Annotated in this window: 29 protein-coding genes, 1 tRNA gene and 2 pseudogenes; 7 read left to right on the plus strand and 25 right to left on the minus strand. The window is 57.2% G+C overall.

The features are described from left to right. Window positions 1–164: 164 nt before the first annotated feature. The 7 genes from ACZ89R_RS07630 to ACZ89R_RS07660 all read right to left on the minus strand — a co-directional run bounded on the left by ACZ89R_RS07630 (window position 165) and on the right by ACZ89R_RS07660 (window position 6,563). Window positions 165–1,175 carry a YeiH family protein gene (locus ACZ89R_RS07630; RefSeq protein WP_008072377.1) on the minus strand — a complete coding sequence of 337 codons (1,011 nt, stop codon included), beginning with the start codon at window positions 1,173–1,175 and terminating at the stop codon, window positions 165–167. Continuing rightward, window positions 1,172–1,498, minus strand: coding sequence for a Rieske (2Fe-2S) protein (locus ACZ89R_RS07635; protein WP_123356481.1), 327 nt, complete (start codon window positions 1,496–1,498; stop codon window positions 1,172–1,174). Before ACZ89R_RS07635 ends, ACZ89R_RS07630 begins: the two co-directional genes overlap by 4 nt. Further along, window positions 1,495–2,160, minus strand: coding sequence for a DsbA family oxidoreductase (locus ACZ89R_RS07640; RefSeq protein ID WP_429546152.1), 666 nt, complete (start codon window positions 2,158–2,160; stop codon window positions 1,495–1,497). The genes ACZ89R_RS07635 and ACZ89R_RS07640 overlap by 4 nt, the downstream gene beginning before the upstream one ends. Then, complete coding sequence (locus ACZ89R_RS07645; protein WP_429543852.1) at window positions 2,157–3,488, minus strand: MFS transporter; 1,332 nt, start codon at window positions 3,486–3,488, stop codon at window positions 2,157–2,159. The genes ACZ89R_RS07640 and ACZ89R_RS07645 overlap by 4 nt, the downstream gene beginning before the upstream one ends. 91 nt (window positions 3,489–3,579) lie before the next feature. Next, window positions 3,580–4,632, minus strand: a complete 1,053-nt coding sequence (locus tag ACZ89R_RS07650) for a beta-keto acid cleavage family enzyme (RefSeq protein ID WP_429546151.1) — start codon at window positions 4,630–4,632, stop codon at window positions 3,580–3,582. Between the two features lie 87 nt (window positions 4,633–4,719). After that, the gene (locus ACZ89R_RS07655) at window positions 4,720–5,568 is read right to left on the minus strand and encodes a TauD/TfdA dioxygenase family protein (RefSeq protein WP_429428167.1); all 849 of its coding nucleotides are present in this window, start codon (window positions 5,566–5,568) and stop codon (window positions 4,720–4,722) included. Between the two features lie 14 nt (window positions 5,569–5,582). Further along, a complete protein-coding gene (locus ACZ89R_RS07660; protein ID WP_429546150.1) occupies window positions 5,583–6,563 on the minus strand; it encodes a quinone oxidoreductase family protein in 981 nt (326 codons plus the stop codon). 228 nt (window positions 6,564–6,791) lie between these two features. On the opposite strand from ACZ89R_RS07660, the pseudogene ACZ89R_RS07665 reads away from it, so the two are divergent. Together ACZ89R_RS07665 and ACZ89R_RS07670 are read left to right on the plus strand one after the other, a co-directional pair. Next, window positions 6,792–6,992 (plus strand): annotated as a pseudogene (locus ACZ89R_RS07665) (MFS transporter); the annotation flags it as partial. A 114-nt stretch (window positions 6,993–7,106) separates the two neighbouring features. Then, window positions 7,107–7,289, plus strand: coding sequence for a hypothetical protein (locus tag ACZ89R_RS07670; protein WP_007897082.1), 183 nt, complete (start codon window positions 7,107–7,109; stop codon window positions 7,287–7,289). Between the two features lie 38 nt (window positions 7,290–7,327). Here ACZ89R_RS07670 and ACZ89R_RS07675 read toward each other — a convergent pair whose 3' ends face one another. Next, window positions 7,328–7,900 carry a hypothetical protein gene (locus tag ACZ89R_RS07675; protein ID WP_429547879.1) on the minus strand — a complete coding sequence of 191 codons (573 nt, stop codon included), beginning with the start codon at window positions 7,898–7,900 and terminating at the stop codon, window positions 7,328–7,330. Window positions 7,901–8,247: 347 nt separating this feature from the next. Here ACZ89R_RS07675 and ACZ89R_RS07680 point away from each other — a divergent pair, with 347 nt between their 5' ends. Then, entirely contained in the window at window positions 8,248–8,790 is a 543-nt protein-coding gene (locus ACZ89R_RS07680) for a DinB family protein (RefSeq protein WP_429546149.1), read from the plus strand. A gap of 82 nt (window positions 8,791–8,872) precedes the next feature. Here the strand turns inward: ACZ89R_RS07680 and ACZ89R_RS07685 are convergent, their stop codons facing one another. Together ACZ89R_RS07685 and ACZ89R_RS07690 are read right to left on the minus strand one after the other, a co-directional pair. Then, window positions 8,873–9,223 carry a hypothetical protein gene (locus ACZ89R_RS07685; protein ID WP_429546148.1) on the minus strand — a complete coding sequence of 117 codons (351 nt, stop codon included), beginning with the start codon at window positions 9,221–9,223 and terminating at the stop codon, window positions 8,873–8,875. Window positions 9,224–9,301: 78 nt separating this feature from the next. After that, window positions 9,302–9,601: an RDD family protein gene (locus ACZ89R_RS07690; protein WP_429546147.1), complete on the minus strand. Its 300-nt coding sequence runs from the start codon at window positions 9,599–9,601 to the stop codon at window positions 9,302–9,304. A gap of 237 nt (window positions 9,602–9,838) precedes the next feature. Here ACZ89R_RS07690 and ACZ89R_RS07695 point away from each other — a divergent pair. Then, window positions 9,839–9,966: pseudogene (locus ACZ89R_RS07695) on the plus strand (tyrosine-type recombinase/integrase); the annotation flags it as partial. 79 nt (window positions 9,967–10,045) lie between these two features. On the opposite strand, the gene ACZ89R_RS07700 reads toward ACZ89R_RS07695, so the two are convergent. From ACZ89R_RS07700 to thrS, 9 genes are all read right to left on the minus strand, one after another. Beyond that, window positions 10,046–10,124 (minus strand) — tRNA-Pro (locus tag ACZ89R_RS07700). Between the two features lie 89 nt (window positions 10,125–10,213). After that, window positions 10,214–10,570 carry a MerR family transcriptional regulator gene (locus ACZ89R_RS07705; RefSeq protein WP_003179985.1) on the minus strand — a complete coding sequence of 119 codons (357 nt, stop codon included), beginning with the start codon at window positions 10,568–10,570 and terminating at the stop codon, window positions 10,214–10,216. After that, window positions 10,551–10,853 (minus strand): integration host factor subunit alpha, encoded by a 303-nt coding sequence (gene ihfA / locus ACZ89R_RS07710; RefSeq protein ID WP_002553164.1) that lies wholly within the window; start codon window positions 10,851–10,853, stop codon window positions 10,551–10,553. The genes ACZ89R_RS07705 and ihfA overlap by 20 nt, the downstream gene beginning before the upstream one ends. Before the next feature lie 3 nt (window positions 10,854–10,856). Then, window positions 10,857–13,238, minus strand: a complete 2,382-nt coding sequence (gene pheT / locus ACZ89R_RS07715) for a phenylalanine--tRNA ligase subunit beta (protein WP_429546146.1) — start codon at window positions 13,236–13,238, stop codon at window positions 10,857–10,859. 26 nt (window positions 13,239–13,264) lie between these two features. Beyond that, a complete protein-coding gene (gene pheS / locus ACZ89R_RS07720; protein ID WP_007905876.1) occupies window positions 13,265–14,281 on the minus strand; it encodes a phenylalanine--tRNA ligase subunit alpha in 1,017 nt (338 codons plus the stop codon). Window positions 14,282–14,390: 109 nt separating this feature from the next. Next, window positions 14,391–14,747, minus strand: coding sequence for a 50S ribosomal protein L20 (gene rplT, locus ACZ89R_RS07725; protein WP_007905879.1), 357 nt, complete (start codon window positions 14,745–14,747; stop codon window positions 14,391–14,393). 28 nt (window positions 14,748–14,775) lie between these two features. Then, on the minus strand, window positions 14,776–14,970 hold the full coding sequence (rpmI, locus tag ACZ89R_RS07730) for a 50S ribosomal protein L35 (RefSeq protein WP_002553160.1): 195 nt from the start codon (window positions 14,968–14,970) through the stop codon (window positions 14,776–14,778). Between the two features lie 60 nt (window positions 14,971–15,030). Beyond that, window positions 15,031–15,582: a translation initiation factor IF-3 gene (gene infC / locus ACZ89R_RS07735; protein WP_172435341.1), complete on the minus strand. Its 552-nt coding sequence runs from the start codon at window positions 15,580–15,582 to the stop codon at window positions 15,031–15,033. Then, on the minus strand, window positions 15,582–17,504 hold the full coding sequence (gene thrS, locus ACZ89R_RS07740; RefSeq protein WP_429546145.1) for a threonine--tRNA ligase: 1,923 nt from the start codon (window positions 17,502–17,504) through the stop codon (window positions 15,582–15,584). Before thrS ends, infC begins: the two co-directional genes overlap by 1 nt. 374 nt (window positions 17,505–17,878) lie before the next feature. Between thrS and ACZ89R_RS07745 the strand changes: the two genes are divergently transcribed. Both ACZ89R_RS07745 and ACZ89R_RS07750 read left to right on the plus strand, forming a co-directional pair. Then, the gene (locus ACZ89R_RS07745; protein WP_123498778.1) at window positions 17,879–18,181 is read left to right on the plus strand and encodes a hypothetical protein; all 303 of its coding nucleotides are present in this window, start codon (window positions 17,879–17,881) and stop codon (window positions 18,179–18,181) included. Between the two features lie 290 nt (window positions 18,182–18,471). Then, window positions 18,472–18,684, plus strand: a complete 213-nt coding sequence (locus tag ACZ89R_RS07750; RefSeq protein WP_003179963.1) for a cold-shock protein — start codon at window positions 18,472–18,474, stop codon at window positions 18,682–18,684. A gap of 72 nt (window positions 18,685–18,756) precedes the next feature. On the opposite strand, the gene ACZ89R_RS07755 is transcribed toward ACZ89R_RS07750, so the two are convergent. Both ACZ89R_RS07755 and ACZ89R_RS07760 read right to left on the minus strand, forming a co-directional pair. Continuing rightward, window positions 18,757–19,074: an I78 family peptidase inhibitor gene (locus tag ACZ89R_RS07755; protein WP_429546144.1), complete on the minus strand. Its 318-nt coding sequence runs from the start codon at window positions 19,072–19,074 to the stop codon at window positions 18,757–18,759. Between the two features lie 165 nt (window positions 19,075–19,239). Then, complete coding sequence (locus ACZ89R_RS07760; protein ID WP_429546143.1) at window positions 19,240–19,545, minus strand: hypothetical protein; 306 nt, start codon at window positions 19,543–19,545, stop codon at window positions 19,240–19,242. A 131-nt stretch (window positions 19,546–19,676) separates the two neighbouring features. Between ACZ89R_RS07760 and ACZ89R_RS07765 the strand changes: the two genes are divergently transcribed. After that, window positions 19,677–19,883 carry a hypothetical protein gene (locus tag ACZ89R_RS07765; RefSeq protein WP_063340416.1) on the plus strand — a complete coding sequence of 69 codons (207 nt, stop codon included), beginning with the start codon at window positions 19,677–19,679 and terminating at the stop codon, window positions 19,881–19,883. A gap of 39 nt (window positions 19,884–19,922) precedes the next feature. Here ACZ89R_RS07765 and ACZ89R_RS07770 read toward each other — a convergent pair whose 3' ends face one another. From ACZ89R_RS07770 to ACZ89R_RS07785, 4 genes are read right to left on the minus strand one after another with little or no spacing between them, the layout of a single operon-like run. Beyond that, window positions 19,923–20,951, minus strand: a complete 1,029-nt coding sequence (locus tag ACZ89R_RS07770) for a nucleoside hydrolase (protein ID WP_429546142.1) — start codon at window positions 20,949–20,951, stop codon at window positions 19,923–19,925. A 33-nt stretch (window positions 20,952–20,984) separates the two neighbouring features. Further along, window positions 20,985–21,389: a D-ribose pyranase gene (gene rbsD, locus ACZ89R_RS07775; RefSeq protein ID WP_429546141.1), complete on the minus strand. Its 405-nt coding sequence runs from the start codon at window positions 21,387–21,389 to the stop codon at window positions 20,985–20,987. Then, on the minus strand, window positions 21,386–22,303 hold the full coding sequence (gene rbsK / locus ACZ89R_RS07780; protein WP_429546140.1) for a ribokinase: 918 nt from the start codon (window positions 22,301–22,303) through the stop codon (window positions 21,386–21,388). Before rbsK ends, rbsD begins: the two co-directional genes overlap by 4 nt. 56 nt (window positions 22,304–22,359) lie before the next feature. Then, complete coding sequence (locus ACZ89R_RS07785; RefSeq protein WP_429546139.1) at window positions 22,360–23,379, minus strand: LacI family DNA-binding transcriptional regulator; 1,020 nt, start codon at window positions 23,377–23,379, stop codon at window positions 22,360–22,362.

A 23,379-nucleotide genomic window follows, 5' to 3' on the forward strand; every position in this document is an offset into this window, starting at 1 on the left:
GCGAGGCTGCGATCGGCTGCGAAGCAGTCGTGAATCCGGCTGACGCGGTTTGCCTGATGCACCCCAGGTTCTGGTTTTACGACTGCTTCGCAGCCGATCGCAGCCTCGCAGGCTCGACAGCTCCTACGGGATAGCATTACGGCTGACAGTATTTTTTAACGGGCTTAAAGACCCCAGCGCAGCAACAGCAGCACCAGCACGACAAGGAACACCGTCTCCCCCACCATCAGCAGGATCGGCTTGATGCCCACCGCCGCCAGCTCCTTGAGTTGGGTCTTCATGCCCAGGGCGCTGATGGAAACCACCAGGCACCAGCGCGACAAGTCATTGACCGATCCCTGCACCACCGGGGCTATCCAGCCGGTGCTGTTGATACAGGCCAGAATCAGAAATCCGACGGCGAACCATGGCAGCAGCGGCGGCCGTTTGCCGGCCGGGTCGGCGCCTTGCATGCGGGTAATCATCGCGGCGCAGACAATCACGGGCAGCAGCATGGCAACCCGCATCAGCTTGATTACCGTGGCCGTATCGCCGGTCTCGGTCGACATGCTGTAACCGGCGCCGACCACCTGCGCGACATCGTGGATGGTCGCCCCCAAGAACACGCCCGCCACTTGCGGCGACAACGACAGCCAGTTGGCAATCATCGGGTACACGATCATCGCCAGGGTCGACAGCGCCGACACCCCGATCACCGTGAATAACGTTGCGCGTTCTTTCTGCGGATGGTTCGGCAATGCCGCCGCCAGCGCCAACGCCGCCGACGCACCACAAATCGCAGTGGCCCCACCGGTGAGCATGCCGAACAAACGCTGGAACCCTAGCGCCTTCGCCGCGATCACCGAGACGCCGATCGTCACCACCACCACAATCACCACCAGCGCCACAGGCTTCCAGCCCAGCGCGGCAATCTGTTCGAGGGTGATGCGCATGCCCAACAACGCCACGCCAATGCGCAACACCGTACGTGCCGTGAATTCGATGCCAGCCTTGCAGGCGCCGTCACCGGCCAGAAAGTTCAGCGCCATGCCCAGCAACAACGCGAACAGCATCACCGGCGCGCCGTAATGCTCGGACAAAAAGGACGCAGCCGCCGCCACGATCAGGCTGACGACAAAACCCGGCGCCAGTTCGCGCGTTCGGCTGTGGATACGGGTGAGAGCGATAGTGCTCATGGCACGGACTCCTCGGGAACGATGACGATGAATGCCTGGCCGTCGATGATCTCGACCGGGTAGTTGGCGACTTTGAGCTGGGTTGAATTGAGCAAGTACCCGCTGCGCAGATCAAAGCGCAGGCCATGGGCGCAGCACTGAATCACCCGCCCCTCAAGACGCCCGCCACACAGCGAGGCGCCCTGATGCGGGCAACTGTCGTCAATGGCGAACAGATCACCTTCGACGTTGAATAACGCCAGGCTTTTGCCATCGAATTCGAACAGCGCACGACCACCCGCCTGCGGGAGTTTTCCGGCAGGCACGGGAATACGAAGACTCATGCCGGTTGCCGCTTGCGAGCACTTTCAACCAAGGCTTCGCACATGGCATCAAGCAACGCTTCGGCGGGCTGTGCGCCCACCAATGTCAGGCGACGGTCGAATTGAAAACTGGGCACGCCGCTGGCCGCTCCCGCCTCGTTGCCGACGTAAGGATCGCCGTCACCTTGCAGGAAGGAGGCCATCGCCGCAGCGTTGAAGCCACACGAGCGGGCGATGACCAGCAAGGTGTCCGGGCAGCCAAGATTTTCGCCAAACTGGAAATAAGCCGCGAACAAACGCTCCAGCAACACATCGCATTGGGCGCTATTGCCCAGCGCCCTCGCCCGCTCCAGCAAGCGATGGGCGTCGGCGGTATTGGGCATGTTGGGAATACGGCTCAAATCGATGGGCACACCCACCGCCATCGCCGCCTGCTGCACCTGGGCCTGGCGCATCGCTACCGCTTCAGGACTGCCCAGACGCTTGAGGTAAAAATCGGCGAAGGGTTCACCCTGTGCCGGCAGCTGTGGTAGCAATTGCACCCCGTGCCACACCGTGGTGATCTCCACGTCGGGTTGCTGCACGCGCAGCAGGTCTTGCGCGCGCTCCAGTTGACGCTTGCCAATCAGGCACCACGGGCAGATGAAATCGAAAAACACATCAATACGTAAACGACCACTCACAACTTCACCTCTAACGCCGCTTTGCCAATCGAATCGAGGACTTGCTCGCCCTTAAGCCGGGCAATGTCCTTGTGGTAATGACACTTGGCATAAAAGAACACGGCCGCAGCCGCGATGCTGACCAGTGGCACCAGCTGGAAAGCAGCCTGCAAGCCGATAAGGTCGGACACCCTGCCGGTGATGAACGGCCCAGGCGCCAGCCCCAGCATATTGTTGGCCAAGGTCAGCGTGGCGAAGGCCGTGCCATGCACCGAGTAATGGGTCAGGTTGGCAACCATGGCTCCGCAAGGGCCGGTCGTGCCGGCGGCAATCAACATGCCCAGGCAGATCAGCACCAATTGCCCAGGCCCCGCCGGCAGAGCGAACGCCGCCGACAACAGCAGACAACTGCCCAGGCAATAGGCAATGGCCAAAGCGACTTTGCGCTCCGGCGAATGGCGACACAGTCGATCACTGAGCATGCCGCACAGGATCATCCCCGCACCGCTGCACAGCACGATGATCGCCGCGAGGCCACCAGCCTTGTCGGTGGCCATGTCGTAATAACGATTGAGGTAACTGGGCATCCACACAATGACGGTGCCGCCGACGAACAGTTGCAAGCCACTGCCGATGTAGGCAGCGATCACCGATCGGCTGGAAAACAACGTACGCAACGGACGCTTGACCGCGGCAGCTGCCTTGTTCGCCGCCTGAGCGGTACGTTGCGGCGCAATGCGTGCTTCCTTGACGATGACCGGGTAAAGCACCGCCAGCAGCAGGCCAAACAGCGCCATGCCGGCAAACGACCAGCGCCAGCCAAGCTTGGCGGCGATTGCACCGCCCAGCGCCATCCCTAACACCGAACCGAACATGCCGCCCGCCATGAACGCACTGGCCAGGGTTGCACGCATGTGTTTTGGAAACACCGAGATCACCACGGCGATGCCGACGCTGCCGTACGCCGCTTCGCCGACGCCGACCATGAACCGTGCAATGAACATCTGCTGATAGTCCTGCGCCAATGCGCAGCCCAGCGTCGCCAGGCTCCACAGCAAAGCCATCAGCGCCAGGCTCTTGACCCGGCCGAAGCGATCCGCCAGCAATGACAGGGGAATGGTCAGCAGCCCCACCATCAGGGCGACAATGCCACTGAGCAGGCCGAGCTGGCCGTCGCTCAGGGCCCATTCGCCCTTGAGCATCGGGAACACCGCGTTCAGCACCTGACGCGACATGTAATCGGAAATCAACAAACCGAATGTCAGTGCAAAGACGATCCAGGCGTACTTGCGCGCAACGCCGACGCCACTGCAGTCATCATCGTCTGCGGCGATTGGGTGAAAGGCCATGCAGCCTCCTCAAAGCTTCGTTTTATTGTTGTTATCAAGCGTGTTGCAGTGCAGCGAGCGGGAGGCCATTGCCCCCCGCTGCGTCTGCCGATCAGCCGCGTTGCGGCACACCTTTCTGCCCGGCCTTGCGGTTGGGGGCCATGCCATTGGCCAACAGGGTTTCTTCGATGCTTTGGTACTGCACACCGATGCGGTAGATCTCACGGGCTTCTTTACCCGTGGCGATTTCGCGACCCAGTTCATGGGCGATGCGTACGGTTTGCTTGATCTGCGCAACCGAGCCGAAACGATCGCCCTTGTGATCAATAATAGTGTCTTCATTGCCCACACGCGGGTGCATACCCATGGCCATCGACATGGTGTTGAACGGCATGACGTTTTTGAGCAGCGACTCGGAGGTCAGGGTGCAACCGTCTGGCGCGCGGTGGATGAAGTTGAAGAAGTTGAACGGATTGGGGCCATCGAAACCGCCGCCGATACCGATCCAGGTCAGGTTCAACGGGCCCTTGTAGACGCCCCTGCGCACCAGACGCTCGAGGGTTTCCATGGCATGCATGCCGGTCAGCTGGAAATGCGGCTGGATGCCGTTGTCCATCAGACGCTTGAGGTGTTCGGCGACCCAGGCCGGGCCGGCCGGTACGGTCATTTCGCTGTACGCTGCCTGATAGGCAGGATTGGCCAGGGACGTGCCTTCCAGGTATTCCGGGTACAGCAGCTCCATGATGTTCATCTGGGTGGTGTTGATGGCCACCGTGACCTGATCCGGTTTTGGCGTCAGCTCGGCCAACATGTGCCGGGTATCGTCAGACAGCCATTTGGCGGCTTCACCATCGCTTTCGGGGGCAAAGGAAATCGAGCCACCGACCTGGATAATCATGTCCGGCACGGCTTCACGCACACCGGCGATCAATTCGTTGAACTTGGACAGACGCTTGGAACCCTTGCCGTCCAATTCACGCACGTGCAGGTGCAATACCGTTGCGCCCGCCTCATAACACTCAACCGCCTTCTGCACCTGCTCGTCCATGGTCAGCGGGATGTCTTCGGGAAAGTCTTCCGGCATCCACTCGGGGCCATACGGGGCCACGGTGATCACCACCTTTTCCATGTTTTCCGGGTGCAGGGAATCGTCGAAGAATTGCATGAGTTACTCCTATTCTTATGATTGTTCCGCCCACCCGGGATCGTGCCGGGCAGGCGTGTTTACGAGTGCGAATGCAGTGGCGGTCGATCAGTAAGTCTTGTCGCCGATGATGCCGGCGCGTTCCATCTTGCGATGGCACGGCGGGTAGTCCATGACGGCGTAGTGCTGGGTACTGCGGTTGTCCCAGATGGCGATGCTGTTGGGTTTCCAGCGCCAGCGCACCTGATACTCGGGGATGTAGGCTTGGCTGATCAGGTAACGCAGCAGCTCACCTGCGCCCGGGTTGGCGTCCTGGCCGAAGCGCACCCGCTCGGGGGTATGGTAGTTGCTCAAGTGCGTCGTGAAGGCGTTGACGAACAGCACCTTTTCCCCGGTTTCGGGATGGGTACGCACCACCGGGTGCTCGGCATCCGGGTACATCGCCTTGAGCGCCAGACGCTTTTCGATCGGCATGGCGGCACCGAAACTCGCTTCGATGCTATGGCGCGCGCGCAGGTCGGCGATCTTCACCTTCACGTCTTCGGGCAAGCGCGCATAGGCCTCGACCATGTTGGCCCACATGGTGTCGCCGCCCACCGGAGGGCACTCTACGCAACGCAGCACGCAGCCCATCGGCGGCGCCTCGCGCCAGGTCGCGTCGGTGTGCCAGGCGTTTTCGTAGCGGTCCATCGGCTGGTCTGGATTCTTGTAGATGCGCACCAGCCCGGGATGATCCGGATCACTGCCGGCCACCGGATGATCCTCCAGTTCGCCAAAGCGCCGGGCGAATGCCACATGCTCGTCGCGTGTGATGTCCTGATCACGCAGGAACACCACCCGATGCTTGAGCAGCTGAGCACGAATCTCGGCAAAAAGACCATCGTCATGGACCGCATCGGCGAGGTTGACGCCCACCAATTCCGCGCCAATGTTGCAGGTCAATTGTTCGACTTTCATGGCAGACAACTCCCTTAAATGACGAAAATCGATGAGCCCGTGGTTTTGCGTGATTCCAGGTCGCGATGGGCCTGCACGGCATCCTGCAAAGCATAGTGCTGGTTGATCTCGATCTTGATCCGGCCGCTGCCGACATGATCGAACAATTCGCCCGCCAACGCGGCTTTTTCCGCCGGATCGGCGATGTAATCGGCCAGGGCCGGACGGGTCAGGAACAGCGAGCCTTTCATCGCCAGCAATACCGGATCGAAAGCCGGGATAGGGCCGGATGCCGTGCCGACGCACACCATCAAACCGCGACGCTTGAGCGAGTCCAGGGAACCCATGAAAGTGTTCTTGCCGACACTGTCGAACACCACGTTGACCCCTACACCGTCCGTCAGTTCGCGAACGCGCTGGGCGACGTCTTCATGGCTGTAATTGATGACATGCTCGCAGCCATGGGCCCGGGCAATTTCACCCTTTGCCTCGGTGGACACGGTGCCAATGACGTTCAGACCGAGCAGCTTGGCCCACTGTGAAACAATCAGGCCCACACCACCGGCAGCGGCGTGCAACAGAATGCTGTCGCCGGCCTTGAAATCATAAATGCGTCGCATCAGGTACGAGGACGTCAAGCCGCGCATGGTCATGGCTGCGGCAGTCTCGAAACTGATGGTTTCCGGCAATTTGATCAGCGGCGCGGCCGGGATCAGACGCTCGGTGCTGTAGGCGCCCAACGTATTGAGAAAACCGGTGTAGGTGACGCGATCACCCACTTGTACGTTGGTCACCCCTGCGCCGATGGCCTGGACCACACCGGACGCTTCAACCCCCATGCCGTTGGGCATCGAGATCGGGTAAGTGCCGTTGCGAAAGTAGGTGTCGGCATAGTTCAGGCCAACCGCCACATGACGAAGACGAACCTGGCCTGGACCGGGATCGCCGACTTCGACCTCTTCATAACGAAGGACTTCGGGACCACCGGTTTCGTAGAAGCGTACGGCTTTGGCCATTTTTCTTATTCTCCAGTCTCAAGTTGGGCGTGCTGCGTCGAATTGCGCTGATTGGACTGTAGGACGCCGTCTGGTGAGTCGCTTCTCATCAGGCGACAATGGCTTTTCATTTCATGACAGGGCGCGTTGCACCAACGCCTGCGATGGATGACTTATCCCGTGCCTCTCGATACCCTGCGGGACCCCGCGACCCCCACCTCATTCCTGCCCAGCCACAGTACCTACGACGCGTTGATCATGTTTTCCATGCGCGGCGTGTTCTGGGCGCCCATGGGTGAAGGCCATTTCCCTGGCCAGCAAGGCTACAACTATGTCTTCAGCTTGATGAGCCTGTTGGCCATTCTTGGATTCATGGTGTCCAGCGTGTTGTATAAGAGCGTGCGGAATAAATCGGTGGCAATGGGTGGGGTGGGTGCGGTGCAAAGCTGATCGGGGTCGCCCTCATTGAACAGGCCAAGGCCTTTCGATGGAGCTCTCACCCTGGACTTGAAATCGTTGAGGGTTGCGACTATCAGTGAGGTTCAATCCTTCGAGGGCAATAACATGCCAACGACTGAAGAATCGATAATTGCAGCAGCAAGACTGCGCGCCGCCTACCGGGGAGAAAACGAGGCGCTGGCTGCTGCTTCAGCGCTTGAGGCACTGGCAGTGCTGAAAAAAACGTTAAAGGGAGATAAGTACCAAGAGGCGCTCGAAAGACTGTATATCGAGTATTCAACCTCTTGATCCACCTGTGCCGCCTTTAGCGGCGGCACATTGTTCACTTATTGAGGACAGTTTGAACTCGCATCTCCCCTGACGCCCGCTGCACTGGCGACTATCAGCGCCACTACACAGGCAACCAACAAGAACAGAGCAAAAGCACCCATCACATGCAAGTAAGGAAGTACGTGATTCCACGCTCGAGCTACCCCCAGGAAAGCAGCAAATAGCCAGCTGCTCATAGAGAGAGCGCCCAAGAGAGCAAGCCGAGTGCGGGCGGAGTTGTGTAACAAGACAAAAGGACCCTTCTGCAGCAGCGGGAAACCGATCCGATGCAACAAAGCGCCATTGAGGCTAAGCAGTGCGACAACACTCACCTTGGCCCAGAGCTTTTGATTGAGCAGATACGCACTCCCCTCATAAAGGTAACCCTGTAGCACCAGCAGCAAGCCACTTCCCCAAAGCGCCAATAGCGCGAGCATGACGATTTTTTGGGTCTCGTCGAGATACTCACGCTGCATTTCACTCAACACATCCTTGCGCCAGCTCCATAGCTTTTGATCCGCCTGTAACACCCTCCCCAGAGCAATACAGGTGGCAATCAGATGACCATACACGAGTAGCATTTTGAGCATTACCTTGACCTTATTTTTATGTGGGCAATGCACTCCCTCGCACCCTTGATATGAAACTAAATGATACAGATTCATATTTGTATCAACAAGTTACACAGCCAGCCATCCATCTGGAAGCGGCTGTTTTTGTGGGGGTTTTCCTAGCCTGCTTGTTGGTCAACTCATCTCGAGTGGATGAAATTTTGAAAGCCCGCCGCCGCATCAAACGATGTGGACACCGTCTCTGCTAAAATCTTGCCCGGCCCGCCCAGGCTTTTTGCAGCCCGCCAAAATACAAAAGCCCAGCACTAGACTGGGCTTTTAGATGAGCGAGGATCGCTTATCAAACCACTCAAAGGATGAACACGATGAGCCGCACTAGCCATATCTGTCTGATGGCAACCTATAACGAGTGGATGAGTGCCAAGGTCTATGAAGCAGCCAGGGGCTTGTCCGATGAAGTGCTCTCGGCGGACAGGAAAGCTTTTTTTGGCTCTATTCTCGGGACTCTGAACCACTTAGCGGTCGGAGATACGATCTGGCTGAAGCGATTCGCCAAGCACCCAACGAACCACTTGGCACTGGAGCCGGTGAGGCAGCTTCCTGATCTGAAAAGCCTCGATCAATTGTTGTTCTCTAATATTCGAGAGCTCTCAGCGTATCGAGAATGGCTCGACCGAATAATCATCAAATGGGCTCAATCCATTACGGAGTCCGATTTAGATAGCCCCTTCAATTATGCAAACATGAAGGGTGTAGTGTCCGCTAAGGATTTTTACAGCCTGGTCATGCATTTTTTTAACCATCAGACCCATCATCGCGGCCAAGTTACAACTCTGCTTTCGCAGGCGGGGGTCGACGTAGGCGATACGGATCTAGTCGTTTTGATTCCATCCGAGTCCTGCACTTAGCAAAAAAACAGCATTTAGACTGGGCTTTTCACGTCAGGACATACGGAGTTTCAGGCCACCATCCCTATCAAAATCCGCATGTTCATTGTCCGCTCCCCTGCTTTTGATTTGTCTGCTGCCTCTTTCTATGAGCATCAAAGCACAGGACCCGAAAGAAAGTGGAAAACTGCTTCACTGAGGCCTCCTTACCCTCCTTTGTTTCCTCCACTGGATAAAGCTCAGCAGCAGAGAACATTGTCTTGGTCAGTCCTGTTTCATCTTTAATCGGATCGTAGTCGGGGATTAGCGACTTAGTCTTTTCAATGGGAAGCTCGTACTGCCTGCCATGCATTATGTAAGCTGCCGTCAAAGCAGGCTGCTCGCACCCGCCCGGCACCCCTGAAATCCTGATGGTTTCCGCTCCCGCATGCAAAGACAGAAGCATCAATGCCAAAGTCGGAACGCCTACTACTCTCACAAAAAACCGCATGATTCTTTCTCGCCCGGAAAGTGGGGACCGTAGCATTTTCCTTTACTTGGATCGGATCACGATCGTAGATGCGAGCATGTCACCAAGCCGTTTTCGTGAGCCAAAGAAAATAAATATCCAGTCAAAAATGTTCAGAAACGGCGTAGTGATGTTGCGCATAAAAGATTGATAGAGATTGCAGTTAAGGTAGCTCTGCTCATCAATCACGGACATCCCCAGCAGCTTTTTACCCAAGCTTTGACCGTTGGGCATTGCATCGGAAAACAGGTAATACGCAGCACCTGCGCCTAAAGCCAGAAGGCCGACCACGGTTGGCGGCTTTTCGGTCACGGATGGCGGCATTACTTACACGCTTTTGCGAACTGCTACCCAAGACTAGCGCTGACATTGGAGAGTCCTATCGTTGTACATACCCTTGGTCAGAATTGATCTCACATACTCATAACGGGCAGCACACCCTAGTGCAGCTTCGATGAGCTGGTGGACTGGCTTGGTTCCGTCGTATTGAATGCGGAGCCATGTAAGGGCGAAGGTCAGCCCAATAGCTAAATCGTTCTCTCAGGCTGTCAGTACCAATAGAAGACCGGCAGCATCACCAGTCATACCCGGGCGCTGAGCTTGGACATTTGATTGAAGCTGCGAACACGGTGTCAGCAAGCGACTCGCGTGGACCGGTGTTGACCATTTTGAGGAGGAAGCAGGCGTGAGAAATCGAGAAGTTACGCAAATGTCACGCGCATGAAAAAGGCCAATGCTGTGAACATTGGCCTAATTCATTGAATAATATGGTCGGGGGACGGAGTGATTCGAACACTCGACCCCTAGCACCCCATGCTAGTGCGCTACCGGACTGCGCTACGCCCCGACTAGGCGTTGACTCTGTTCCTCATCTCGAGGAACGCTCAAGAATATATCGCAAGCTTTTGAAAACTGGAAGTATTTAAAAGCAGGAATTTATTTCTTGAGAACCACCAGCACATCTTCCAGCTCGGCGATCATCTGGCGGATCATTTGTTTGTATTGGGTGGTGTCGTCTTTGGCTTCATCGCCGGACAAACGCAAGCGTGCGCCGCCGATGGTAAACCCCTGATCGTAAAGAAGCGCGCGGATCTGCCGGATCATCAGCACGTCCTGGCGCTGATAATACCGACGGTTTCCGCGGCGTTTGACGGGGTTGAGTTGAGGAAACTCCTGCTCCCAGTAGCGCAGCACGTGCGGTTTTACGGCACATAGCTCGCTGACTTCACCAATGGTGAAGTAGCGTTTGCCCGGGATGACGGGTAGCTCGTCGTTATGACTTGGTTCCAGCATAAGCCTCAACTCGGGCCTTCAACTTCTGCCCTGGACGAAAGGTGACCACACGGCGAGCCGTGATCGGGATTTCTTCTCCCGTTTTCGGATTGCGGCCAGGCCGCTGGCGTTTGTCCCGAAGGTCGAAATTGCCGAAACCGGACAATTTGACTTGTTCGTTGTCTTCAAGAGCGTGCCTGATTTCTTCAAAAAACAGTTCGACCAATTCCTTGGCCTCCCGCTTGTTCAGGCCCAACTCTTCATACAGACGTTCCGCCATCTCAGCTTTCGTCAAAGCCCCCATACGTCACTTCCTTAACGTGGCGTTCAACCTTTGTTCGAGCGAGGTGAGGATGTTTTGCGTCGTGGTATTCACCTCATCGTCATTAAGAGTGCGCGATGGATGCTGCCAGGTCAAGCCAACTGCAAGGCTTTTTCTATGCGGATCAATACCTTTACCCTGATACACGTCAAATAGCCTGAGGTCTGTCAGCCATTCACCTGCATTTTCACGGATTACGTCCAGTATGGCAGTGGCCGCAACGTCTTTATCCGCCAGCAGTGCAAGGTCACGACGCACTTCAGGAAAGCGCGATAACTCCTGGAATTTAGGCATTTTGCCCAACGCCACTTCGGCCAGAACCAGCTCGAATACGAAGACCGGACGGTCGAGACCGAGGGTTTTCGACAATTCAGGGTGGATCGCGCCAACGAAACCTACCAAACGACCTTCACGTTCGATGCGCGCGGTTTGGCCCGGGTGCAACGCAGGGTGTTTGCCCGGCACGAACGTGAACGAATCCAGCGCACCGGCGAAGCCCAGTACCGCTTCCACATCGGCTTTGACGTCGAAGAAGTCCACGACATCGCGACCTTGCGCCCAGCCTTCCGGCAGACGGCTACCGCACACCACACCCGCCAGCATCGGCTCTTGCTTCAAGCCTTCCAGCTGACCGACGAAGCGCAGGCCGCTTTCGAACAGACGGACGCGATCCTGCTGACGGTTCAGGTTGTGCTGAAGCGCCTTGACCAGACCAGGCCACAGGGACGAACGCATGGCAGCCATGTCATTGGAAATCGGGTTGGCCAGCAGCAGCGGCTCGACACCCGGATTAAACAACTCGAATTGTTTCGGATCGATGAAGCTGTAAGTGATCGCTTCCTGATAACCACGAGCCACCAGCAGACGACGCAGTTCAGGCAGATCGCTGCGTGCTTCGGCCTTGGCTTGCGGCGCCAGACGGGCTTGCGGGTAGCGAACCGGTAGACGGTTGTAACCGTACAGACGGGCCAGCTCTTCAATCAGGTCGACTTCCAGGCTGATATCGAAGCGGAAGCTTGGCACTTCTACGCGCCACTGCCCTGCCCCATCGGCGGTAATGGTCAGGCCCAAAGCGCTGAGCAGACGCTCGACTTCGGCCGAATCCATCTCCATGCCCAGCATCTGGGTGATGCGCAGGGCACGCAGGGTGATCGGCGCGATCGACGGCAGGTGCTGCTGGCTGACGGTTTCGATGATCGGACCGGCTTCGCCACCGGTGATGTCCAGCAGCAGGCCAGTGGCGCGCTCCATGGCTTCACGGGCCAGCTTCCAGTCCACGCCACGCTCGTAGCGGTGCGAGGCATCTGTGTGCAGGCCGTAGGAACGAGCCTTGCCAGCGACGGCAATCTGGTCGAAGAACGCGCTTTCCAGGAAAATATCGCGAGTGGTCGCGGTGTTGACGCCGCTGTGTTCGCCCCCCATGACGCCGGCGATAGCCAAGGCACGGGTGTGGTCTGCAATCACCAGCGTATCGCTACGCAGGCTGACTTCCTGACCATCAAGCAGAACCAGCTTCTCGCCTTCTTCGGCCATGCGTACGCGGATGCCGCCATTGATTTCGGCGAGATCGAACGCGTGCAGCGGTTGACCCAGTTCCAGCATCACATAGTTGGTGATGTCGACGGCGGCGTCGATGCTGCGCACATCGGCGCGACGCAGGCGCTCGACCATCCACAGCGGCGTAGGCTTGGACAGGTCGACGTTACGGATCACGCGCCCCAGGTAACGCGGGCACGCGGCTGGCGCGAGGACTTCAACTGAACGCACTTCGTCGTGCACAGCGGGAACGCTGGCAATCGCCGGGCGCACGACCTGGGCAGCATAAAGCGCACCGACTTCGCGGGCCAGACCGGCCAGCGACAGACAGTCACCGCGGTTCGGGGTCAGATCGACCTCGATGCTGGCGTCATCAAGGCTCAGGTACTCACGAATGTCCTGACCGACCGGCGCATCGGCCGGTAATTCCATCAGGCCATCGTTGCCTTCGCCGATTTGCAGCTCGGCTTGGGAGCACAGCATGCCGTTGGACTCAACGCCACGCAGCTTGGCTTTCTTGATTTTGAAGTCGCCTGGCAGTTCGGCACCGATCATGGCGAACGGGATCTTCAGGCCCGGGCGCACGTTTGGCGCACCGCACACGACCTGGAAAGTCTCCGAGCCATTGCTGACCTGGCAAACACGCAATTTGTCGGCGTCCGGGTGTTGCTCGGTGCTCAGCACCTCGCCCACCACCACGCCACTGAATTCACCGGCGGCCGGCGTAACGCTATCGACCTCAAGACCGGCCATCGACAGACGAGCAACCAGCTCGTCGCGACTTACCTGCGGGCTTACCCAGCCACGCAGCCATTGTTCACTGAATTTCATCCTGCTCTCCTAAGAATTCGTTACGACTAGCGAAATTGCGCGAGGAACCGCAAGTCGTTGTCGAAGAACAGACGCAAGTCGTTCACGCCGTAACGCAGCATGGCCAGACGCTCAACGCCCATGCCGAAGGCAAAGCCCGAAAACTCTTCCGGGTCGATCCCGGACATGCGCAGCACGTTCGGGTGAACCATGCCGCAGCCCATGACTTCCAGCCAGCCAGTCTGCTTGCAGACACGGCAACCTTTACCGCTGCACATCACGCATTCCATGTCGACTTCGGCGGAAGGCTCGGTGAAAGGGAAGTACGAAGGACGGAAACGCACGGCCAGTTCTTTTTCGAAGAACACGCGCAGGAACTCTTCGATGGTGCCTTTCAGGTCGGCGAAGTTGATATCGCGATCGACCAGCAGGCCTTCGACCTGGTGGAACATCGGGGAGTGAGTGATATCGGAGTCGCTACGGTACACACGGCCTGGGCAGACGATGCGGATCGGCGGCTGTTTCGATTCCATGGTGCGGACCTGTACCGGAGAGGTATGGGTGCGCAGCAACATGTTGGCATTGAAATAGAAGGTGTCATGCATCGACCGGGCCGGGTGATGGCCTGGGATGTTGAGCGCTTCAAAGTTGTGGTAATCGTCTTCGACCTCAGGGCCTTCGGCGATGCCGTAGCCGATGTGGGTGAAGAACTGTTCGATACGTTCCAGAGTGCGAGTAACCGGATGCAGACCACCGGAGGTCTGGCCACGGCCAGGCAGGGTCACGTCAATGGACTCGGCGGACAGTTTGGCGGCCAGGTCGGCCTCTTCAAACAGTGCCTTGCGCGCATTGAGAACCTCTGTGACACGCTCCTTGGCAACGTTGATCAGTGCGCCGACTTGTGGGCGCTCTTCTGCTGGCAAATTCCCCAGGGTCTTCATCACCTGAGTCAATTCGCCCTTTTTGCCAAGGTAGTGAACCCGGATTTGCTCCAGGGCATTGATATCTTCAGCGCTTTGCACAGCCTCTAGTGCTTGAGAGACGAGCGCATCCAGGTTTTCCATGTACAGACTCCAGATACAAAATAGGGGAAGAGCTTGAAGGCTCTTCCCCTATTTATGACGTTTAACACCTGGCCCCACAGAGGTGAGGCCGGGTGACTGTCGGGGGTACTTAAGCCAAGGTGGCTTTAGCTTTCTCGACAATCGCAGCAAACGCCGCTTTTTCGTTCACTGCCAGATCAGCCAGAACCTTACGGTCGATCTCGATGGACGCTTTTTTCAGGCCGGCGATGAAACGGCTGTAGGACAGACCGTTGATACGTGCACCAGCGTTGATACGAGCGATCCACAGAGCGCGGAACTGACGTTTTTTCTGACGACGGTCACGGTAGGCGTATTGGCCTGCCTTGATTACCGCTTGCTTGGCAACACGGAATACGCGCGAGCGAGCGCCGTAGTAGCCTTTAGCAAGTTTCAGAATTTTTTTGTGACGTTTACGGGCAATGACGCCACGCTTTACACGAGCCATGAGTTACTTCCTCTATTCTTGACTAAAATTAACGAAGGCGCAGCATGCGCTCGACTTTTGCCACGTCAGACGGATGCAGCAAGCTGCTACCGCGCAGTTGACGCTTACGCTTGGTCGACATTTTAGTCAGGATGTGGCTCTTGAAAGCGTGCTTGTGCTTGATACCGTTAGCAGTTTTCAAAAACCGCTTAGCAGCACCACTTTTAGTTTTCATTTTTGGCATGTTCGGATACTCCGCATTCAGTTGATAAACATAATCAGAAGGCCTGCCGTGCCCTATTGATTACTTCTTCTTTTTCGGGGCGATGACCATGATCAGCTGGCGTCCTTCCATCTTAGGATGCTGTTCGACCGAACCGTACTCGAGCAAGTCACCTTCAACTCGCTTGAGGAGTTCCATCCCCAGCTCCTGGTGGGCCATCTCACGGCCGCGGAATCGCAAGGATACCTTGGCCCTGTCCCCATCACTCAGGAAACGTACCAGGTTGCGCAGTTTTACCTGGTAATCCCCTTCCTCCGTCCCTGGACGAAACTTGATTTCTTTAACCTGAATCTGCTTCTGGTTTTTCTTGGCCGCGGCAATCTGCTTCTTCTTCTCGAAGATCGATTTGCCGTAGTCCATCAGTTTGCAAACAGGGGGTACTGCATCGGCGGAAATTTCCACCAAATCCAGTTTGGCCTCTTCAGCCTTAAGAAGCGCGTCTTCAATTGACACAATCCCAAGCTGTTCACCTTCAGCTCCAATTAACCGAACCTCGCGTGCCGAGATATTCTCGTTGATCGGGGCTTTCGGTGCAGCTCGTTTATCTTGTCTCATTTCACGCTTAATAATAATTACTCCGAATCTGGGCGACCACGCCGGGAAACCGCTTGCGCGAGAAACTCAGCGAACTGGGCGACGGGCATCGAGCCCAGGTCAGCACCTTCACGAGTACGCACAGCGACAGTCTGCATCTCGACTTCCCGATCTCCGATAACCAAGAGATAGGGAACCTTGAGCAAAGTATGCTCGCGGATTTTAAAGCCGATCTTTTCATTTCTCAAGTCAGACTTGGCACGAAATCCGCTTTCATTGAGGGTTTTTTCAACCTCTGCGGCAAAATCAGCCTGTTTATCAGTGATATTCATGATCACTGCCTGGGTCGGAGCCAGCCACGCAGGGAATGCACCCTCGTAGTGCTCGATCAGGATTCCGACGAAACGTTCGAAGGAGCCCAGGATCGCCCGGTGCAACATAACCGGGTGCTTGCGACTGTTGTCTTCAGAGACGTATTCGGCTCCCAGACGGACAGGCAGGTTAAAATCGAGCTGAAGGGTACCACATTGCCAGACGCGTCCGAGGCAATCTTTCAGCGAGAACTCGATCTTCGGACCGTAGAACGCACCCTCGCCCGGCTGCAGATCGTATGGCAAGCCAGCACTATCAAGGGCTGCAGCCAGTGCAGCTTCGGCGCGATCCCACAACTCGTCGGAACCGACGCGTTTTTCCGGACGAGTGGACAGCTTCATCTCGACGTCTTTGAAACCGAAGTCGGCATAGACTTCCATGGTCAGCTTGATGAACGCAGCGGATTCGGCCTGCATCTGCTCTTCAGTACAGAAGATGTGAGCATCGTCCTGAGTGAAGGCGCGAACGCGCATGATGCCGTGCAGTGCACCCGACGGCTCGTTACGGTGGCAGGCACCGAACTCGGCCAGACGCATCGGCAGCTCGCGGTAGCTTTTCAGGCCCTGATTGAACACCTGCACGTGGCACGGGCAGTTCATCGGCTTGATGGCGTAGTCGCGGTTTTCCGACTGAGTGGTAAACATGTTGTCGGCGTAGTTGGCCCAGTGCCCGGATTTCTCCCACAGGCTGCGGTCAACGACTTGTGGAGTTTTAATTTCCAGATAGCCGTTGTCGCGCTGAACCTTGCGCATGTACTGCTCGAGCACCTGGTACAGAGTCCAGCCGTTCGGGTGCCAGAACACCATGCCCGGCGACTCTTCCTGGGTATGGAACAGGCCCAGACGCTTGCCGATCTTGCGGTGATCGCGCTTTTCAGCTTCTTCGATGCGCTGGATGTAAGCCGCCAGCTGCTTCTTGTCCGCCCATGCGGTGCCGTAAACGCGCTGCAATTGCTCGTTCTTGGCATCGCCACGCCAGTAGGCGCCGGACAGCTTGGTCAGCTTGAAGGATTTCAGGAAGCGGGTATTCGGCACGTGCGGACCGCGGCACATGTCGACGTATTCTTCGTGATAGTACAGGCCCATGGCCTGCTCGTTCGGCATGTCTTCGACCAGACGCAGCTTGTAGTCTTCGCCGCGGGCCTTGAACACTTCGATCACTTCGGCGCGCGGAGTGACTTTCTTGATCACGTCGTAATCTTTTTCGATCAGCTGCTGCATACGCTGTTCGATAGCAGCCAGGTCGTCCGGAGTGAAAGGACGCTCGAAGGCGATGTCGTAATAGAAGCCTTCGTCGATGACCGGACCGATGACCATCTTCGCAGTCGGGTACAGCTGCTTGACCGCATGACCCACCAGGTGGGCACAAGAGTGGCGAATGATCTCCAGCCCCTCTTCATCCTTTGGCGTAATGATTTGCAGCGAGGAATCGCTATCGATGATGTCGCTGGCGTCGACCAGCTTGCCATTGACTTTGCCGGCCACGGTGGCCTTGGCCAGACCGGCACCAATGGATGCGGCGACCTCGGCTACGGAAACCGGGTGATCGAATGAACGTTGACTGCCGTCGGGAAGAGTAATAGTTGGCATGGCGCCTCCTCTCCTAGTGGTGACCCCTACCAAAGGTCACGTGGGTTGGGATGAGCCAGTACAAGATCCGATCCAGGCCATTCAATGACGAACGCCTGCCTTACAGCGGCAGGAGCCTTGCGGCCAACCGGAAAACCGAACCAGAGTGACTGGGATTCAAATCAGGGTTATTCGAGTCGCTGCCGCTGCCGGGACTGAAGGTCATCCGGAGCTTGCAAACGCCCGAGCGAGGCATGCTAGCACAGATGAACGGTCATCGCGGTGGCAAGGTTTTCTGCTGGGGCAAATCACGCATTTTTATGCCAGAGTGCTGAACTTGAACCTCGCTTTACCCCTCAGATAACAAGACATTGACCCAAAAGGAGCATCCCAGCATGCGTCTGAATCGTTTATTCGCCATCGTCGCCCCCGTCGTCCTGTTGCTGCCGCTGGCTGCCCATGCCGATTGGCCAAAGGGCGAGCGCGAGAAATACATGGCTCAGTGCACTCAGGCGGCCACTCCGCAGATCGGCGCTGCGGCAGCCAAGTCACACTGCGCATGTGGTGCCGACGCTATAAAATCGTACCCGGCCAGCGACATTCAGGCTCTGATGGACAATAAGGCCAGTCCGGATTTGCAACAAAAGGCGCTGGGTCAGATAGCCAAATGCAAGGCCAATGCACCGGCGAAAAAGTGAGAAAAAAAACCTTTTGACTCGGCCCAACGCTGATAAAAAAGGATGAATTTCAGCTTTTCCGTACGATTTACGAAGGTTTTTCAGCTTTTTTTATTGTCTTTACTTTCGGCTGAAAGCCTTTTAAACCGGGGCTTTCAGCCACGCAAAGCAACAAAGAAAACACGACTGTAGGGCAAACAGCACCGCCGGGGGGCTCCCAAAGCGAACATTTCGACTATGATACTCCGGTGTGCCCAGTTGGCCTGAGCAGCACAGTACTACTGAAAATATATGTTTCTTGGAGATACACCATGTCTAATCGCCAAACCGGCACCGTTAAATGGTTCAACGATGAAAAAGGCTTCGGCTTCATCACTCCTCAAGGTGGCGGTGACGACCTGTTCGTACACTTCAAAGCTATCGAAAGCGACGGTTTCAAAAGCCTGAAAGAAGGCCAGACCGTTTCCTTCGTGGCTGAGAAAGGCCAAAAGGGTATGCAAGCTGCACAAGTCCGCCCAGAGTAATTTTCTGGCGCACTAAAAAAACCCCGTCCATGTGACGGGGTTTTTTATGGTCGAAACAAAAGCCTGAAGCAATCAGCCGCAATTGACGCGGGTGACCACCAGGTTGTTGTCGGTGTTCAGGTTCAGGCGATCGGAGCGGTATTCCAGGGTCACCATGTCATCAGGCTTGAGGAACCGGGCATTCTGCGCGCCTGAGCGGGTGCGTGCCTGCTCCAGCAATTGGGGCGACGCCTTTTTGCCAATGGTGAATTCGGCAGCTTTGGCTTCACAACGGCTGTGGCCGGTATCGGTCGCCACGGGGTCCTTTGCCGACTCGGTGGACGTACTGCTGCAACCGGTCAGCAGAGTGGCGGCCAACAAAGTACCCAATGACGCGAGCTTCCAAGGCATGAAGCCTCCTTTTTTCAATAGTTAAGCTGAGATCGTGCGACCGCCATTTCGGCGTTTGGTTTCAAGATGAGTACCATCGCCCCGCCCTCGATCCGGACAGCGACGAGTTTGCCTGAGCATCACCCTGCCGTTCATCATTCAATCGTGACTGAATATGAACAGCGATCAATAGACGTCGATGTAGTCGAAAGGCGGTTTCGGCCAGTTCTCCTTGAGCGCATTGAAAATCTGCATCACCCAGACCTCGTCGCTGGCCGCGACCAATCCGACATAACCGGAACCCTTGGCCCAGGTTTCCAGGCGAAACAGCAACCCGTCGATGTCCGTACCGCCCACAATACCCGAGGAAATGTAGGCGATACCGCCCTTGGTGACCCGCAACTGAGTATGTTCATCGTCGCTGGCAGAGGCCAGCAACTGACGCACCGTTTCGAGGGTCAAGCCGTCGGGAGTGTTCAAATCGATCTGCACAGCACGGTCCTTGAAAATTCGTCAAAGACCAAGTGTCGCATAGCCCTCCCCTCATGCCTAAGTCGGAGTGCCAAACGCCGCGCAAAATGGTTAACTCGATACTCAGCCTTTCCGACTTCACGAGCGCCATCATGACCACCGTAAGCATCGACGCCGACATCAAAGCCAAGTGGCCACAAGGCCACAGCTCTTACAGCCCGGGTAGCCCGGAAGAGCTGGCAATCATTGGTATCGATTTGCTGGTCAAGGAACTGGGAACACAAGCCGCACAGACATTCATCAAACAGGTTCTCGAGAAGTACCCCGCCGACTATAAGGGCGCAACAGAGACCGAGTAGCGCAAAAAACCCGCAGGCTGACACCTGCGGGCCTATGACTTACTTCAAACGAGACAGACGCTGGGTCAACAGGTCGAAGAAGCCCTGAGCGTCGCCGCTTTCAACCCAGAAGGCATTTTTCGGTGCCTTCAGCCCGTCATACCAGTCGACAATGGTCTGGCCGAAGGTCGGCCCTTCGCGGCTATCAACCACGACGTTGACCGAACGCCCCGTGAACAGCTCTGGCTTGAGCAGGTAAGCGATGACCGTGGCGTCATGCACCGGGCCACCCGGAATGCCGTAATGCTCCATGTCGCCTTTGACGTATTCGTTGAGAATATTGCCTACCAGTTTGCTGGCATTGTTGTTCAGAGCGGCGATTTGCTTCAGGCGCGCGTCACTGGTCAGGATCTTGTGGGTCACGTCCAGCGGCAGGTAGGTCAGCTTGACGCCACTTTTGAGCACCACTTCCGCAGCCTGAGGGTCGGCGAACAGGTTGAATTCGGCCACAGGGGTAATGTTACCGCCATTGAAATGCGCACCACCCATGATCACCACTTCCTTGATGCCCTGAACGATTTCGGGCTCCTGGATCAGTGCCAGCGCCAGGTTGGTCTGTGGACCGAGCATGGCGATGGTGATGCTGTGGGGTTTGGCGGTCTTCAGAGTATCGATCAGATAATTGACCGCATTGCCTTCGGCCAGGCCTTTCTTCGGTTCGTGCACCGTGACACCCGACAGGCCTTCCTTGCCGTGGATGTTCTCGGCATAAATCGGCGTGCGCATCATTGGTTTCGGCGCGCCCGCGTAAACAGGCACCTCCTCGCGCCCTGCCCACTCGCGGGCGAGACGCGCATTACGCGAAGTCTTGTCCAGACGCACGTTGCCCGCAACGGTGGTCAGCGCACGAATATTCAACTCCTCCGGCGATGCCAGGGCAAACAGCAAGGCGACCACATCATCGGCACCCGGATCGGTGTCGATGATCAGGTCGATCTTTTCCGCCGCTTGGGCGCTTGTTGCGGTAATCAGGGACAAAAGCAGCAGACTCCGAAGCAGATGGTGCAGTTTCTGAGCATAGCGGGGCATAGGGCACTCCTTGTGCGTGGAAAGAACGGAAAGTTAGAACGTTACTCCAGCCACCAAAACGATGTTGCAGTACGGCTGACATTCGCCTGTACGAATAATCGCCCGTGCCTGTCGGCTGAGTACTTTGAATTGGTCATGACTGAGCAGCTCACGCCGGCCCAGCGCACCGTGGGCATTCAGCTCATCCAGCGTGCTCAAGGCCGACGGTTTCTTGTCCAGAATCTCATGGGCCAGCACATGGCTTTCGACCTGCATTTCGCTCAGCACAACCTTCAAGGTACTGACGAAGTCTGGAATACCGTGGGTCAAAGCCAGGTCGATCAATTCGACGCCGGGCGGAACCGGTAGGCCGGCATCGCCGATCACCACCGTGTCGCCATGGCCCAGGGAGGCGATCAGCCGCGACAGCGCGACGTTGAGCAAAGGAGTCTTTTTCATGGTGCTTTAAAGGCCTGTACATCGGACAAGGTGGGAATCGAAGGTTGCGCGCCAGCCCGGGTGACCGACAGCGCTGCGGCGACCTGGCCGAAACGGATCGCATCGGCCTCGCTTTTGCCGGCCGCCAACGCCGCAGCGAAACCACCGACGAACGTGTCGCCGGCTGCGGTGGTATCGACCGCCTTCACTTTCGCTGCCGGGAAATGCTCGATGCGTTTGCCATCGGCGAACAGTGATCCTTGAGAACCCAGGGTGATGATCACTTTGCCGGTGCCCATGGCGATCAAGCGGGCCGCGGCGGTTTCGGCGGTGCTCAGGGAATCCACCGGCAAACCACTCAGGGCCGAGGCTTCGCTTTCGTTGGGGATCAGGTAATCGATGGCCGCATACCAATCCGCCGGCAGCGGGCGACTGGCCGGCGCCGGATTGAGAATCACGGTTTTACCCAGCTCACGACCGCGCTTCAGAGCATGGCCGACCGTAGCATCCGGTACTTCCAGCTGACAGATGATGACATCCGCCGCTTGTAACACCGCGTCGAAACGGTCGATCACTTCAGGCGTGAGCGCACCGTTGGCACCGGCAACAATCACGATCGCGTTCTGACTGTTGTCATCGACCACGATCAACGCTACGCCACTGGAATCTTCGACCGTGCTGACCGCTTGGCAATCGATCTGCTCGGCCAATAACGCCCCGCGCAGCGCTTCGCCATAGGCGTCGTTGCCGACACAACCGACCATCGACACTTGCGCCCCCAGCCGCGCCGCAGCCACGGCCTGGTTCGCGCCCTTGCCGCCGGAAACCGTGGCAAACGATTCGCCGATCAGCGTTTCACCACCACGGGGCAGCCGTGGTGCCCGGGTTACCAGGTCCATGTTCAGGCTGCCTATTACCACTACTTTTGCTGGCATACATCACTCGTCAATTCTGTTTCTGCGGTACTTTCGGTTTCAGCGGTGTTTTTTGTTTAGCGGAATTGAGCAAACACACTGGCCAGCGGCGCAGTCGATTCGCGCAGGACAATACTGGGCGTCACGATGCGCTGATCGGTTGCCAGATCCGGCGTGGCAATCCTGCGCAACAGCACTTCGGCCGCCATCTCGCCAAGCTGCAGGATCGATTGACCAACGGTGGTCAGCGCCGGATAGACGTAACGGCTCATCTGAATATCGTCGAAGCCGATCACCGACAACTCGGTGGGCACACGAATATTGCGCTCGGCAGCGGCGCGCAACACACCGATGCCAATCATGTCGTTACCGGCGAAGATCGCGCTGGGCGGGTTGTTTTCCAGCAGGATCGCGGCGGCGTTGTAACCGCCCGTGCTGGTGAAGTCGCTTTCCAGCATGCGCTCGCGCGGCACTTCGATGCCTGCCTCTTTCAAGGCGCGGCAATAACCGGCCAGACGCATCTGCGCCACGCTGGTACTCCCCGGCCCGCCAATCGTGGCGATGTCCCGATGCCCCAGATCCAGCAGGTGCCGGGTCGCCAGGTAGGCACCGTATTCATGATCGATGCGCACCAGATCGGCATCGAGACCTTCGAGCCCACGGTCGACGATCACCATCGGAGTACGCACACCCGCCAGACCTTCGGCCAGACCGCTATCCCCCCCGGCTGAAGCAACGATCAGGCCGTCAATGCGTTTTTCCAGCAATACGCGAAGGTAGCTGCGCTGCTTGTCCGGGTTGTCGTCGGAGTTGCAGAGGATGACGCAATAGCCGTTGCGCTCGCAGTAATCCTCGATGCCACGGGCCAACTCGGCGAAGTACGGGTTGAGGCTGTTGGGCACCAGCAGACCGATGGTCGCGGTGGTTTTCGCTTTCAACGACCGGGCCACGGCACTGGGCACGTAGTCAAGACTTTTGATCGCCGCCTCGACCTTGATCCGCACTTCCTCACTGACCGGCCGCGTCTTGTTCACCACGTGGGAAACCGTGGTGTAGGAAATGCCCGCGAGTGCCGCTACATCCTTGATTGTTGCCAT

The organism is Pseudomonas sp. TE3728 (assembly GCF_056279145.1).